Below are 15203 nucleotides of genomic sequence, written 5' to 3' on the forward strand. Positions count from 1 at the left end.
CATAGCTGGAGCTGGTTTTGAATAAATCCATTTTATTTGTTGCAACCCTAACGTTACTCTTGGCATCGTCAGCATTTAGCTGCGAATTAAAAATGGGGTTTAGAACGACAGAACGCCTCCCTCTTATTGCCAAAGCGCCACTGAATGATGGGCTCTATTACGACCTTTATAGCCAAGCAGCTCAACAGATTGGATGCCAACTGACGGTGGTAAGAAGCCCAAAGAAAAGACTCTTAAAGATGCTTCAAGATGGGGAAATCGATATTTATCCCGGCTTTATATTTAATATGGAACGAGCTGATTACGTTCTCTTTTTGGAAAGTGGTTTGCCCGGCGGGGAAATAGGCATATCTCGCAATGACCTTAAAGAAATCACAAACAAGCATCAACTCAGTGGCTTAACGTTAATTCAGTCTCTCGGCGCACCAGACTTTGCTTCAGGCGTAGAAAATATTAGCTACTACACTAAAGCGGAGCTATCCATACCTGAAGCAATAGAACTTATTAGGAAAAAACGAGGGGATTTTTATATCTACCCTAGAGGGACACTGCTTTACTACCTAAAATTACATAACGCGAAAGACATCAAAGTACATCTCAATTGTTGTGGAGGTGCTACACCTCTTTATTTAGCATTTTCTAAGAAGTCGAAACATTTAAATGAAGGTATCAATCCACGCTTTGTTCCCGATGAACCATTAAGCGCTTCGAACTGGCCAACTCAACCTTTAAAAGGCACGGTTGCTTACCAGTTCCAACAACAGTTGCTATTAATGAAAGAAAGTGGCGAAACCATAGAACTGTATAATCAGTATTATTAACAACGGAATCACCATCTGATATTACGGAAACTAAAAAGACCGTTGACATCTAAAACGCTTTTAAACAAAACAGGTCTGGACCTTTTGAACACCCTGTAGACCCCGAATGGCTGTTTGAGGTCTACGGGTAAATTTAATGCACCAATAAACCAGCGAGGCCAAGCAGAATAAAGCATAATCCCGTTAAGCGATTTATGAGAATGATATGTTTCTTTAAAAGCAGCGACACTTTTTCTACAGACAGTGAAAGTAAAACATGGATCATCAACGTAATAACAATCAATTCAAACGTAAGAAGGCTAGCCTGAATAATAAAGCTATGATTGTTATCGATAAATATTGGAAATAATCCACCGAAGAAAATCAATGTCTTAGGGTTGAGCAATGATATTAACACGCCATTTTTGTATGTGTATGTACTATCTTCAATCATGGCTTCGCTACGAGAATAATAGATGGCCTTTCCACCCAAATACAAAATGTAGCTACTGCAAACCCAAGTCATTAGCCGATAATAATGCTCATTAGTATTGATAATGGTAAACAACCATGAGTTCGACAAAATGGAGGCGATCATTAATCCCGTCGAAATACCCATAATCACAGGTATTGTGCGTTTTAAGTCTTGAATAATGCTATTACTCACCACAGCCAACATCCCCGGCCCGGGGGATGCTGCTGAAGCGATACAGATAGCAATAAATGCTATTTGAGTTTCCATATCTATGCTTTTGTTGTGGTCATTACTGTCATGGGCCAATTTAACGCCCAACCTGAAGGAGTTCGCTTGATACCTAAAAGTCTCTCAGCATCATCTAAGCTATGTTGTTGAGAAAATTCTGGCTTATTGGAATGAAGCAAGGAGAGAAACTTACCAATATCTTCCTTTTCTTGAAAATGCCACTGCAAAGCAAGCTTATAAGAGCGCGAACGCTCAGTTGAAAATTCAATGTCTTGTAATTCCATTTTTATGCTCCATTCACTGACGTTTTATATAACCCAGTCAATCTAGAGCGATATTTTTCATCTATCTTGTAAAAAATTGACGTTGATACATTGATGGAGTTACACCCATTGCGCTAACAAAAGCCTTATGAAAATGACTCTGGTCGTGAAACCCACAACATAAAGCGACATCAATAGGTTTTATGCCCTGTTTTAGCATCATTTGAGAGTTACTTATTCGCTGTTGAATTTGGAATTGGTGAGGAGTTGAACCAAAATACCGTTTAAATTCATGTATCAAATGATATTTATTCACTCCTGATAAAGTAGACAAATCATCCAACGACACTTTCTTTGTATAGTGATCCGCTAAAAAATCTCTGACTCGTTGTATATTAGATTTCGCATCGGCTTCTTTTATTGGGGATAAGTTTACACTGCCATATCGTAGAATCATTTTTACTAAAATCAACTCCAGATATATTTCAATTTCAAGCTGTTCTGTATGATTATTCATTTTTGAAAATAGCATCTGCATATAACTCTGAAAGCGAGAGTCTATGATCACACTATCTTTGAATGTAGGTAATCCATTCCGAGAATAAATTTCGTAATAAATATTGCTAATATGTTCTTCTGTTGGGTATATCGCTTTGTAGCGCCAACCTTGCCACTGACCTTTATTCCCTGTATGAATTTCATCAGGGCTAATTACTGAAATTGCCCCCACTCCAGCAGTATGTGTTTTTCCTTTGTGGAAAAACTGTTTAACTCCTTTTTCTACTAACGATATCACGTACTCACTGTGAGCATGTTTGCCAAATGATGTCTCTATGAATTGAGCATCAATTACATCGATACCATCAAAAGCAGTATGGTTTTTAATGTGGTAAAACTCGTTTTGAAGCACTGTAGAAACCTTTACATCCTTGTAAAAAATTGCCAATGTATTCTTTCAATACTTACCAAGTATGTGAAAAATATATAATATTTTCAAATATGGATTGTCAATTTTAGCTCTAAGGATTAACTCTTATATGCTTCTAAAGAGATTGAAGTTTTATTTCTACATCCAGTGCTTATTTGCGAGCTCAAAATGGAGTTAGCCCCCCAATAACCCTTCCTTGTCATTGATAATGATTTCATCACAACCAGAGCAAACCGATAAAATTGGCTCCCATTCAGAATTCTTAACTAGATAGACAATAAGTAAGAGATGTATTAAAGATCCAAAACGACAAAAGCCCGCTGATTTCTCAGCGGGCTTTTCGAATGTGGCGGAGAGATAGGGATTTGAACCCTAGATACGCTATTAACGTATGCCGGTTTTCAAGACCGGTGCTTTCAACCACTCAGCCATCTCTCCGTTGCGGAGCGCATATTAGATTCTGGCACGACTCTTGTAAAGTACTAATTTGCTATCTAATGTTTAAGTGGTGACAAACTAAGCGAACGCCTTTTTAAGACCAATTTGCTCGAATAGGAAGCGTTGAAGTAAAGACTCTATTAATAGAGGTTCTAATAAAATAGTGTTTTATTGCTAACTTGCTGTTTTAAAATGAAAAAGTAAAGTTGAGGAAACAAGTGTACGCCCGAAAGTCGTTGCACACTAGTGTGAAGTACTTCAAAATTACTAAGTTACCGCATCAATAGTTATTCTGAGGTGGAGATGAAAGTCGCGGATCTTTTTAAGCATAGAAGTGAATCATTGTCTAAACATCACTCTGAGTTTATGCAGTGGATGTCCCCTACAGTACGCGAGTACTGGGGTGAGCTCGTGAACAAAACTCACAGCCGCCAGCTATTAACTAAGCTTCGAGATTTTCAGCAACCTGCGGTTAACGATGAAGCAGCTGCGCCTGCTCCTATTGTGATGAAGCCTGAAGCACAACGACTTCATAGCCAACTGGTGCACCAGCTGGGCGACGTTATTCATGTCGGTGAATGGCTTGATGTATCACAAGAGCGTATCGATCAATTTGCACGTGTGACGGAAGACATGCAGTGGATCCATACCGATCCAGAACGTGCAGCGACGGAATCCCCTTTTAAAACCACAATCGCGCATGGTTTTTTAACGCTGGCTCTATTGCCGAAACTGACAGACAGCGTTGATCCAGACAACAACATGTTCCCGACGGCTAAAATGGTCGTCAATATTGGCTTAAACCAAGTACGTTTCCCTTACCCAGTAAAAGCAGGAAATCGTGTTCGTGCTGTAAGTACACTTTCTAAAGTTACGCCTATCAAAAAAGGTTTGGAAATAGAGCGCGAAATTAAAGTTGAGATCGAAGGCGTAAGACGCCCAGGGGCTGTCGTGGTTTCAGTGATTCAACTGCACTTTTAATCCCATATTGAAAAAGGAGCCTGTTGGCTCCTTTTTTGTATTTCTATTTCACCGCAATATACCCGTATTCTTCAATCAACACTTTTGCCTTTTCACTCCCTAGAAAATTCACAAACATTTTTGTGTTCTTATCTAGTGTTCCATCTAAATAGAACACGAGGAAAGGACGAGAAAGCTGATAGCTGCCATTGGCTATCGTCTTCGCGTTAGCATCCACACCTTCAAATTGAATCGCTTTGACTGAATGGTCCACTGAGCCTGTCGAGATGAAACCAATTGCTTGCTTATTATGGTTGATTAACGTTTTCATCATACTATTGCTATTCACCACAAGGTTATTCGGGCTGATCGCCGACACTTGTCTGTCTTTCACGACTTTCACCAGTCCTAGCAAACTCTCAAAACTGTATCGGGTACCGGAAGAGGCTTCTCGCGTGACCACGGCAATTTTTTGATCCGTTCCACCAAGTTGTTTCCAATTGGTGATCTTTCCTCGATAAATATCGTAAAGCTGCTCTCTCGTTAGATTCTGAATTGGGTTAAGCGGGTTTACCACGACAGCCAAACCATCGTAGGCCAATGGCTGCACTTTTAGCGTTTCTTCTTGCTCTCTTTCTGTGAGCACTCTGGAGCTCATCCCCAACTCTGCAACACCCTTTTTCACCATGGCAATGCCTGCCGTAGAGCCAATTCCTTGCACGGCAATGTATGTTTCAGGATGGGAAAGATTAAATTGTTCAGCTAAAACATCCATGACACGTGCAACTGATGTAGAGCCGGTGATATTTATCTCATTGGCCCATGCAGTTACGGGCATCAATACAAATGAAAACAGCACCATCAACGTGGCTCGAAACATAATTTTCTCCATAACCAGATATTTGATTGCGCTCATCATATGTCTGTCAGATGACAATTTTGTGAAATGCTATACAGACTTGCATATTTCTAATACATAATAATAGTAATGCGTGTTGATAAGATGGATGAATTATGAGCCTTGTGAGTTTGTTACAAAAGCAAGTAGAAAGCCGAGCGCAACTGGTTTGCCAAACTCGTAATCGCAGTCTGCCTGTTGAGTTGGGTAAATCCAGCTATGAAATCATCGAAGAAGGTGTCGTGTTCATCAAGCAGCACTACCTACTCGACTCATCGCATTGTGATTATATGAGCCCCGTCGCCAAAGTGGTGTGGGATCAACACTCTAATTTGTGGCAACTCTACGTTACCGATGACGGGGAAAAATGGCGCCCCTACCCTTACCTCTCTCAAAGCAATGACCTGACTGCAATCATGCGTGAGATCGATAAAGACCCTAAAGCGCTATTTTGGTGATCTGTTGTTATTTATGAACCTAACCACCAGAAAAAAGACACAATCATCAGAGATGCAAACAAAATTGTTTGTGTAATGATGTAGATATATTCCAATAAGCCTTCTTTTTTATTTCCCATGTTTTGTACTCCTAAATAAAGCTTATTACGTAGCTTAAATACAGCGAAAGGATGTACATAGTTAAAACTTATTATTATGTTTTAATTTTATGTGTAGAAAATTTATATATCTTTAATTTAGACTTTTGGCTCTCTCTTTCCATTTTTGTAGCTCGGAACGGAAGTGGTCAATTTGTGCATCCGTCATATGATTGATTGTCGTGACAGCGTAACGATAGTTCACCATGCGGTTGTGCATTATTTTTACTTCCAGCGGTTGTGAATACAATATTTCAGGCGTCAAAAGGAGTTGATTGAAGGATGGCATAAAGGTATCTGGCTGATAACGAGTGGCAAATAAGCGCTTTAATTCAACGCGAATTAAAGTCTGGTGCGCTATCCAGTCGAACGTTGTGATATTTAACTCAGTGACCCATTCTTTGGCAATTCGTTTTTGCTCTGAGCTAAAATCACCAATCCAGTTTTCAAATGACTCCGACACTCGCTCAAAATAACGGTCGCGAATTTCATCTTCACTCGAATTTTGGTATTTCTTTTTAAACTTACTATGTCGAACACGGATGCCGTTCATCAGCTCTTCTACTTGCTCATCATCTAACTGGGTTAACAGTGTATGAATCTCTGGTATTAGCCTTTCCACCAATCGATCAATGTGTTGTTGGATTTGAGCTTCTTGCTGCTTAAACTCTTCAACCGTTAGTGTTCGTGGATCCATTTCGATGAGCGCATCCAGTTGCTGAATATAACGAGGTATCTCTTCACTTCGATGCCAAGCGGTCAAAACGTCAACTCTTTCAGAAACCCAACGTTCTTGCTCTTTGGTCAAGTCAACATAGTCTTCGATATAGTCAATCACAACCCAGTCGATATGGTTGTATAGAAACCTCGAACTGCATCCAACCGCTGTTAATAACACCAGAGCTATGACTCCCCAGATCCTCATGCTGCACTCCTTGCCACACTGCCGCTAAAGAAAGGATAGCAAGTTCAATGCCGCAAAAAAATAAGCCGGATAAACCGGCTTATTTAACGTACGCATACTGCGTTTTAATCATTACTGAGATATTACGAAGTGATAGGTACTGCCTCCAAGTTGCTCAGTCGAAACCACAAAGAAACCATCTTGCCATTTGACTCTATTCTGCTCATCGCTACTGATGGTTGCACCAGAGAATTGAGGGAACTTCACCGCAACTGACCCGGCATCTCGTGTAGGTTGAGAGATCCAAACATGAAGTTTTCCATTTTGCTCCCGAGTCAGCAGCGACACTTTGCCTCGGCTTACCATCTCTGGAGTTGTCACTTCTTCACTCACCCACACATTCGCAGCATACAAACCGAGTGTCGATTCTTTTACCGCGTGGATTTGCGCATTCTGGTGCAATATCGTCACATCAGAATCATTGGCGTAAGCTTGCGTTTGAGCGGCACTGCTTTGTGGTAATAGCACGTAAGCGTAATGGTTGTTTTCCACGCTATGTTGAATGGTACTGAGCAACCGCCAGCCTGTCACTTGGGTATCATCCATCTTGTTGCTATTGACGATAAATGGGTCTGCCCAATCTCCAGTTTGCTGGCTTCGCTCCACACTCACCGACTGAACATACGGAAGAACAATACCCAGTTGACTCCCCTCGGTATTACCTTCGATGTGAATAGTACGCTCAGGAGCAACACCATCTTGCAAAGATACACCATCGACAGTCACCACGTTGTTACCTTGCGGGTTTAGTTTTCGACCATCAATACCCGTGACGGTTTGATTGACACGCTCCCCTTGAATATCAGACCCAATGGCAATTATTTCATCATCAAACATAAACCAAGATTTCTTCGCTTTTAAGCTGTTATCCCAGTTATAGAAGTCCATGCCAAAGGTGCCAAACTCTTGGTTTGATGTGCCACCGACCCAACGCAATGCGGTTTTTCGACCACCCTTATACGCTGCACGACGCCCATCACTACCGGTTAATACTCGCGTATCGGATGTGGTACCAGCTAAGCGTGTCATGTCCATCAAAGGCCAGTGATTATAGTGCTGAGCTAAATCGGCATCATACAAGTAGGTCATTCCGTCACCGGTATACCAACCACGTGCATTCTCGCCACGACTGCCTGTTTCATAGTTACCAGTTCGGTAAGAGTGTCCTGCAATACCAAACACATAGTTACCTTTACGGTGAACCACACGATCCATGTTATAGAACAAGAAGTTACCTTCCAGCTCACCACGAGGCGTTAAGGCATCATCTGCCAATATCTCATTGATAATCGGCAAGTACACCAAGTCTGTTGCAATCGCGTAAGCACTCTGCATTCGATTGTGTTGTAGGTGCTGCTTTAACATCGCGCCAAGACGCTGCTTTTCTGCCCCTTCAATTGCTGGATACAACCTTAATAGTGAACGTAAGATGCCCGCACCTTCACCGCTTGCCTGTGCCCATCCACGAGCAATGGCACGGCCATTCATCATGTCTAGCATTTGCCCTTTAAATAACAAAGGCTCATAGGCTTTATTAACTAAGGTTGAAATTTTCAACAGCTCCGTCGGAAGTAGATCTGAGCCTTGCAATGCAAAAAGCACTTTGCTCACACCAGACAACAACACACCGCCATACGTTCCAGTATAAGGAATGTCGATATGCTGTAAAAAGCTTCCGTCACGGTAGAAACCATCACCACGTGTGACTTCTTTCAAGACAACTGGCAATGATGCCAGTGCAAGATTGACTTCATCTTCACGATAATCCAATAACCCACGAATAAGGTTGATCAGTACCGTATCAGCTCGGTTGCCGCCCGTATTACTAAACTGTCTTCCTCTGCTGCCTTCACTGCCATATTGATAACGAGGATCAGGCAGCATATAGCGAGAGACTTCAATGGCTTGTTGCATCAAAGACGCAGGTAACTGTTCACGCATCAAAACGAGGATATCGTTTAAGAACGCTGGCGCACCAATTTCCCACTCATGCCAGTTGCCTAGATGTGTCATTCCAATCGTGAAATGCTTAGTTAGCATCACGTCTAACGCATCATTTAACGCTTGCTTAAGTTCTACATTGTCTTTCAACTCACCCGGCATATGGTAAGCGATCGCCATGTATTTTAACCTGCGGAAGGTTTCTTTGATCTTACGTCCATCACGTGCACCAGCAAGCGGTTGGTCACTCCATATTGCCTCATTCCATTCGCTTTTCGGCGCCATGGATTCAAATGCCTTTTTGCCGGCAAGCACATGTTTATCAATGATCGCCTGAGCATTCGGATCACTTACTAGCGCATCACTACCGACTAGGTGGGTTTGCCAATTTTGTAAGGCATTGTCATAGGTAGCTAGAGTCGCTGCATCCATAAAGCCAGATGCTTTGTTCGTCATCACCAAATGGGCTGCATTCGCACCACCAGCAGCCTCTTTGGTTGCAAAGCTGAAGTAGGCAATTTGATCACTGCTGTTTGGATTTCGAAGTAATAGATCAAGCGTTTGTTTGCCTGTATTCGCATTCACTAAGTCAGTTACATCAAGCTCTAGCCAACGTTCAACACCTGTCGCATCTTTGCTGATCGTATGCGTTACAACAGCCGTTCCTGACGTGCTTGCACCTGTCATATCTGGAAGGCTATTCCAGTTCAGAGCATTCTCATCCCAGTCAAAACCTTGTAGTTCGACGGCTTGCACACCAGCGGAGTCCAACGTTTTGAGGTCAGCGACATTGGCATACACCTTGAGTTTGGCGGCGGTAACCGTTGCGCCCGCAAGCTGAGAGATATCAAAGCGTAATACAGAACGTCGGTCAAACTTGCCCGGGCCGTTCTTTACTGTCATATACCCCGATGAACCAAAGTTCGTGCTCGCATTTTCGCCACCTTCGACACGCGCATCTTGCATCACAGTCAATTGCAACTGCGAAGCAAGTGCTTTCTCTGCTTCAGCTTTTGCTGTTGAGTCAACGGCACCATCATTGCCTGAGTTACCAGTGTCGGTGCTACCACCTGCTGTATCACCATTGTCAGATCCTGAGTCTGAACCTGAACTGCTGTCACTATCGGTATTGCTGCTACCTGAATCTCCAGTATTTGACGCATCACCTTGTACCCCTTGCAAAACAAGTTGCGGGCCTTTGTCACCATACTCTTTGGTTGCAAAACTAATGAAGTTTGCGCCTTGATTTGCCCCTAAATCGGCTAACTCAATCACGATATTGTCAGGTGTAGTGGCTGCATTAATCACATCTGCGATATCCAGCTCAATCCATGTGCTCTTATCTGTATCAGAAACAACGGTTGCACTGGATTGCGCCAACATCGAAAGTTGCGGATATGTGTTGTATGTGAGATTAGCTTCTGACCACGCTTCACCTTCGACTAAGCGAGCGACAATTAAACGGTCAACACCTTCTGTTTTCACACCACGAACATATAAACGTAATTTGGCGTTTTCGACTTTGTTGCGGCCAATTTCACTAAGATCAAATCGAAGTAGAATACGACGGTCATAAACACCACTGCCGTTCTTGAGCTGCATGTAACCGCTGCCACCATACGTAGATGAAGCTGAGCTCCCCCCTTGAACAAAAACATCTTCTTGTGGCGCAAGCGTTAAGCCTGCTTTTAGTTTTTCCGCGCCTTGAGCTGTGTTTTGATCAACAATTGTTGCACCATTAAAGATAGCAACCGCTGTTTCATCGTTTAATGCTGTGACATCTTGACCCTGACTAAAGATAAACTGAACGCTATTACCCATTTGGTCGGCCGTTCCCGGAGTGATCATGCGTTGTGTCGCTGTTTGACCATCACGAGTTACCGTGAGGTTAACCACGCTATACGCATCTCCCGGCGTCGACGCCGTCACAACCAGATCAGAACCTGAGTTATCAAGCAATATTACGCTTGGTTTATCAACGGTCACAGTGTACTGCGGTGAAACTTCCAACGTACCCGCTTGATAGAACACGGCACTCACCATGTTTAAGCCACTATGCTCAACCGCTTGAATGGTATTGGTGTTTTGAACCACACGTACAGGTAAGTTTTGTTGATATTGCGCGGTTTGCTCTGCTGTTCTTCCCGGAGCAATAATGTACTCATAAGAGGCATTTTGCGGCTTAACTCCGTGAGGAATCGACAGCGTAAATACGTCTTTGCTAATTATCTCATCGGATGTACCACGTTTGATGGCAGACCAACTGCCTTGTTGTGCTTTGTTCGACAGCTGACGCTCACCAGAGCCTAAAAAGACATAGCCCACTCCATCATGGTGAACCCAATTGCTGCTGTTTACATCATGATCTCCCGCACTCAGAATTTGCTGGCCATCACCGATGGTCACTTCACCATTCAGTAACGTTTGGTTTAGCGTGGTATTCACCGTTTCACTGTGCGTCGAGCTGATACCAGCGCCTAAAGCAACGATTTCGTCATTGAAACTAAACCATGCTTTTTTCGCTTTGGTATTACCGCCCCCTTCTGTGAGTGGTGTTCGCTTACCTCGATCAAGTTTCCAATCAGATTCAATGCGCTCTAAGTGAGTCACATCCATGTCCATGTCCATGGTTGTAATACCGACCTTACCGTTACTTAAGCCACCAACAAAACTGACAGATTGCATGATTTCGCCCCAGTAAGCAGGTGCTGCAATATACTCAGGTGACGTCACTCCCGGGATTTTGCCCCAATCCCATACTGGGAAGATGTTGTAATACTCTTTACCACTTTGCATCAGGAAGGTGGAACCAAAACCAAGCCAATAACCGAGTAAGTTCTCTCCGTTACCATTTTCAGTTGGCTTCGAACGCTTGGAGTTCATTTTTATGCCGAAGGTAAAATCTTCAGTCGCTTTAACCGAGTAATCACTGCGCCAAAAATGCTTAAAGCCGTCAATTCCTGCTGCTCCACCATCATAAACATGGGCTTTGTACGCCATCGCTTCTTCAGCGCGATCTGGGCTAAGCATTGCGACCATATCCATGTTAGTGAGCGATTTAGGTGTATTGACTGCACCACTTAACTCAGACAGCTCTGCCTTCGGACGCGTGATTCCACGACCAGAGACGTTATAGTCCAGCTGACCGAATCGACCCATCCAACGCATACCATCCAAAAGTAAACCTGCTAGCATATCGACTTTGTGCTGTTCAAACTTCCATTGCAGATCATGAACATGATACGCCCAACGCAGCACTGGATTTAGAAAGACTTCACCATAACCTCCGGTATACAGTTGAGTGCCATGTTGTTGGAACGACCAGTCGTGCTGTATTCCCTCTTCTACCGTGATCTCAATGGTGTTCTCAATGTCTTTCAGTGCAAGCCCAACCATCGAAGCATCTTCACTCAATAAACCTCGGTACAACACCCCAAGAGCAATGTCTGTACGGTTTGCGCCTGTTAGTGCAAAAGATGGCTGAGAGCCAATGTCTTGCGGCAGGATTTGAATAACTTCTTGTTTAATATTACTTGGTAGCGCATCACCCAACTGAAGAGCAACGGGGCCTAAGAACTTCGGTTTCCCGATGTGTTCCCACCACCAATGTGCGCTTGGCTTCACCGCAAACCAGTGCTCTAATGCTTTAACCGTTGCATTTTCGTAAACTGCTAACCCTGTTTTTGCGTATGCTGCTGCAACAGTTCTCAGCTTCTTAAGGTGAATTTCTGCTGGCCATCCACTTCGGCTGGTTGAAGCATAATCAATACCCGGCCAGCTACCATCCTCTTGTTGAGTGGCAACAAACTCATTGGCGCGAGCTTCAATCGTCGAGCCGGACTTACCCACTCGTTTCTCTTCTTGCGCAACAAAATCCGGCACGATTCTCTGCTGTAATTTTTCAAAATCCGTTAGCGGTACTGAGACATCAGGTTTGCTTGGTTTATCGATAACAACTGGTGGCAATTCTACATTATGCTGTTGTTGAATCGCTTGATGCTGCTCTTTAACCTGATCCGTTGTCTTATCCGCAACCGAGATTAGTTTTTCCGCTTTCTCAAGCTTTGCGTTTAGCGGAGCCACCGTCGCATTAAATTCTTGATTTAATGCACTCATTGATACTTTTACTGCTTCAATCTGTTGGGTTATTTGTTGCTTTTCTTCCTCACTGGCAGCATCGGATAGTTGCTGCTCTAAATGGCTTAGTTCATTTTCCGATTTAAGTAGCGTGATTTGATGTTCCGTTTCCAGAATCTGTTTTTCTTGGCGAGCCGCTTCTTGCTTTTCTTCTGCTTTTTGCTTTAGCAGTTGAGCACCTTTTATTTGGGTGTCCAACTCCTCTGTCAGTAGGTCAAGCACAATCTGGTTTTGATTGCTTGCATCATGTGGCTGTTGATCGGCTTTATCACCAATGCCATCACCATCCGAATCTTGAGTTTCTGAAGCATCTAATGGCAACGCGTCTTCTGTATCAACAACGCCATCACCGTCATCATCATCATCGAAGCCATCACTAATGCCATCGCCATCCGTGTCTCGTAATGTAATCAGCTCAGTTAACAGTTCCGTATCTGTCAGTACCTCTTCATTCGATGCGACGGAATTCAACTCAATCGCATTGTAATCCACAGCAATACCCGCATTCTCCTGTTGCTCAACGAAACTATTCATCGCATTTGCAACCGAAGCTAACGCTTGATTCGCTTTGGTTAACTCTTGTTGAGTAGGAGCTTGTTCTAGATCAGACAACACAACGGCAAAACTGCGAGCAAAAGCGTGGAGTTGTATTTGTTCATCTTCTACATAATCTTGCAGCAAAGCATCGACATTTGGCATGTTGACCATTTCTGCAACCACTGCTTGGGCTTCTGCTAGAGAAAGGTTTTCAGCACGTTGTTTACTATGAATGAGATGAGTAAGCGGCGTGATGTTCTTTACGCCTGCCGGGGCTGTCATTAAGTAGGATTTACGAACAACCTCTCCATGGTCTTCGTCCACCGTTTGGTGTTTGATCACACGAGTAATGAGTGGATACTCTTCTGGATCTCCTGCAATATCACTCACATCAAGCAGTGCAACCCCTCCTTCACCTGAGGTCGCATGAGGTTCACCTTCATTAAGCTGGAAATCTTGATTAAGATCCAACCATACTGTAGCCCCTCTAAGATAACCATCAATGGCTTTTGCCTGATAAGTTCTTGTTTCTACAGGGTCTTGCTCTGTTATGCCAGTTGCATGGTCATCATGACACCCAACGGCGACAATGACAGAAGCCGCTAACAGAGATAATTTTGTTCTATTCAAAACAAACCACCTTATATTGAAATTTATATTTAATATTTTTAAAACTTCGTTTCACAATAAGGCAAATTAAGACCACTCAGTTTGTATGTAAAGTAGCCTCGTTTTATAAATTTATAAATGTCTCACTATCTATACACAACAATGATGAAAGTAAGATTTATTTCACAATTATGTTTAGCCCTAAAAAGCAAACCCAAGATACAAGCATAAAAAAGCCAGCGACAACGCTGGCAATAAACAGGAAAGAAAACGATCAACTTAATGTGTTAGCGACCAAAGCCGCGCAACATTCTCCGCTAAATCAGCAAGATTAAAATCGGACTCGTTCATGGCATCTTGCAAAGACATCGCTCTTGGTACTGCGGCGAACACGGCGTCAATGCCACATTGATAAACCGCTTGGTAGCCATGCCCTGTACACCCCGCAAGTGCGATCACCGGGATGTCATACAGCTTTGCGACCTGAGCAACTCCCATTGGGGTTTTACCATGAACAGTCTGTGAATCGATGCGCCCTTCACCGGTGAATACAATATCTGCATCCTTAACAATCTCTTTAAGGTTGACCGTCTCAAGCACAATCTCGATACCTGGCTTCAAAATGGCATTGGTATACCCAAGTAGAGCAGCCCCCATGCCACCAGCAGCACCAGCTCCGCGTCTAGAAAGCACATCTTGCCCCGTCACTTGCTCAGTTAACATGCCAAAATTGTGTAATGCTTGGTCCAGCAACGCGATATCTTGCTCAGACGCACCTTTTTGTGGGCCAAAGATTGCTGAAGCGCCTTTCTCACCGCACAACGGGTTGTCTACATCACAAGCCACCAAGATTTCACATTGCGTTAAACGTGCGTCTAATCGAGATACATCGATCTGTGTTAATTCAGTGAGTCCTCCGCCGGTGGGCATGATCGGCTGACCATCTGCCTTAAGAAACTGAGCACCTAATGCAGAAAGCATCCCCACGCCTGCGTCGTTTGTTGCACTGCCACCTAAACCGATAATGAATCGGCTAATGCCCTGTTCAAGAGCATGTAGGATAAGTTCACCCGTGCCATAACTGGTGGTTAACTTTGGGTCACGCTGCTCTGCTGGAACATGGTGTAACCCACTGGCTGCTGCCATTTCAATCACCGCGGTGCGGTCATCGCCCAAAATACCGTAAAATGCCTCAACTACGTTGTGTTGTGGTCCCGTCACTTTGACTTCAACAATACGACCATTGGTTGCATCAACCAACGACTGCACCGTACCTTCACCGCCATCTGCAACGGGAACAGAGACAAATTTTGCCTCAGTCCACTCTCTGGCAAGGCCTGCCTGAATGGCATCACATACTTGTTTCGCTGTCAGGCTTTCTTTAAATGAATCTGGGGCGATAACCACTTTCATATCACACTCCTGCTGTT

At 43.5% G+C, this 15203-nt stretch carries 10 protein-coding genes and 1 tRNA gene; 3 read left to right on the forward strand and 8 right to left on the reverse strand.

What is annotated here, in order from left to right:
* The first annotated feature begins 17 nt into the window (after window positions 1-17).
* A complete protein-coding gene (locus ACQEXU_RS03975) occupies window positions 18-821 on the forward strand; it encodes a substrate-binding periplasmic protein (protein WP_427009774.1) in 804 nt (267 codons plus the stop codon).
* Window positions 822-954: 133 nt separating this feature from the next.
* On the opposite strand, the gene ACQEXU_RS03980 is transcribed toward ACQEXU_RS03975, so the two are convergent.
* The 4 genes from ACQEXU_RS03980 to ACQEXU_RS03995 form a co-directional block, all read right to left on the reverse strand.
* Entirely contained in the window at window positions 955-1542 is a 588-nt protein-coding gene (locus tag ACQEXU_RS03980) for a LysE family translocator (RefSeq protein ID WP_427009775.1), read from the reverse strand.
* Between the two features lie 2 nt (window positions 1543-1544).
* Window positions 1545-1787 carry a hypothetical protein gene (locus ACQEXU_RS03985; RefSeq protein WP_427009776.1) on the reverse strand — a complete coding sequence of 81 codons (243 nt, stop codon included), beginning with the start codon at window positions 1785-1787 and terminating at the stop codon, window positions 1545-1547.
* Between the two features lie 61 nt (window positions 1788-1848).
* Window positions 1849-2676, reverse strand: coding sequence for an AraC family transcriptional regulator (locus ACQEXU_RS03990; RefSeq protein ID WP_427009777.1), 828 nt, complete (start codon window positions 2674-2676; stop codon window positions 1849-1851).
* Between the two features lie 365 nt (window positions 2677-3041).
* Window positions 3042-3132 (reverse strand) — tRNA-Ser (locus ACQEXU_RS03995).
* Between the two features lie 303 nt (window positions 3133-3435).
* Here ACQEXU_RS03995 and ACQEXU_RS04000 point away from each other — a divergent pair.
* Window positions 3436-4113: a MaoC family dehydratase gene (locus tag ACQEXU_RS04000; protein WP_427009778.1), complete on the forward strand. Its 678-nt coding sequence runs from the start codon at window positions 3436-3438 to the stop codon at window positions 4111-4113.
* Window positions 4114-4156: 43 nt separating this feature from the next.
* Here ACQEXU_RS04000 and ACQEXU_RS04005 read toward each other — a convergent pair whose 3' ends face one another.
* Window positions 4157-4972 (reverse strand): phosphate ABC transporter substrate-binding protein, encoded by an 816-nt coding sequence (locus ACQEXU_RS04005; protein ID WP_427009779.1) that lies wholly within the window; start codon window positions 4970-4972, stop codon window positions 4157-4159.
* 134 nt (window positions 4973-5106) lie between these two features.
* Between ACQEXU_RS04005 and ACQEXU_RS04010 the strand changes: the two genes are divergently transcribed.
* A complete protein-coding gene (locus ACQEXU_RS04010; RefSeq protein WP_367989569.1) occupies window positions 5107-5448 on the forward strand; it encodes a DUF3024 domain-containing protein in 342 nt (113 codons plus the stop codon).
* Between the two features lie 231 nt (window positions 5449-5679).
* Here ACQEXU_RS04010 and ACQEXU_RS04015 read toward each other — a convergent pair whose 3' ends face one another.
* The 3 genes from ACQEXU_RS04015 to ACQEXU_RS04025 form a co-directional block, all read right to left on the reverse strand.
* The gene (locus tag ACQEXU_RS04015; RefSeq protein ID WP_427009780.1) at window positions 5680-6510 is read right to left on the reverse strand and encodes a DUF6279 family lipoprotein; all 831 of its coding nucleotides are present in this window, start codon (window positions 6508-6510) and stop codon (window positions 5680-5682) included.
* A gap of 111 nt (window positions 6511-6621) precedes the next feature.
* On the reverse strand, window positions 6622-13794 hold the full coding sequence (locus tag ACQEXU_RS04020; protein WP_427009781.1) for a polysaccharide lyase family 8 super-sandwich domain-containing protein: 7173 nt from the start codon (window positions 13792-13794) through the stop codon (window positions 6622-6624).
* 258 nt (window positions 13795-14052) lie between these two features.
* Entirely contained in the window at window positions 14053-15186 is a 1134-nt protein-coding gene (locus ACQEXU_RS04025) for a glycerate kinase (RefSeq protein WP_427009782.1), read from the reverse strand.
* Window positions 15187-15203 lie beyond the last annotated feature (17 nt).

Origin of the sequence: Vibrio sp. TRT 21S02 (assembly GCF_050113675.1) — a bacterium.
Lineage (GTDB): Bacteria > Pseudomonadota > Gammaproteobacteria > Enterobacterales > Vibrionaceae > Vibrio.

Coding starts and splice junctions, on each gene's coding strand:
- ACQEXU_RS03980 (WP_427009775.1), bottom strand. CDS start 1,542: ATGGAAACTCAAATAGCATTTATTGCTATCTGTATCGCTTCAGCAGCA.
- ACQEXU_RS03985 (WP_427009776.1), bottom strand. CDS start 1,787: ATGGAATTACAAGACATTGAATTTTCAACTGAGCGTTCGCGCTCTTAT.
- ACQEXU_RS04000 (WP_427009778.1), top strand. CDS start 3,436: ATGAAAGTCGCGGATCTTTTTAAGCATAGAAGTGAATCATTGTCTAAA.
- ACQEXU_RS04005 (WP_427009779.1), bottom strand. CDS start 4,972: ATGTTTCGAGCCACGTTGATGGTGCTGTTTTCATTTGTATTGATGCCC.
- ACQEXU_RS04010 (WP_367989569.1), top strand. CDS start 5,107: ATGAGCCTTGTGAGTTTGTTACAAAAGCAAGTAGAAAGCCGAGCGCAA.
- ACQEXU_RS04015 (WP_427009780.1), bottom strand. CDS start 6,510: ATGAGGATCTGGGGAGTCATAGCTCTGGTGTTATTAACAGCGGTTGGA.
- ACQEXU_RS04025 (WP_427009782.1), bottom strand. CDS start 15,186: ATGAAAGTGGTTATCGCCCCAGATTCATTTAAAGAAAGCCTGACAGCG.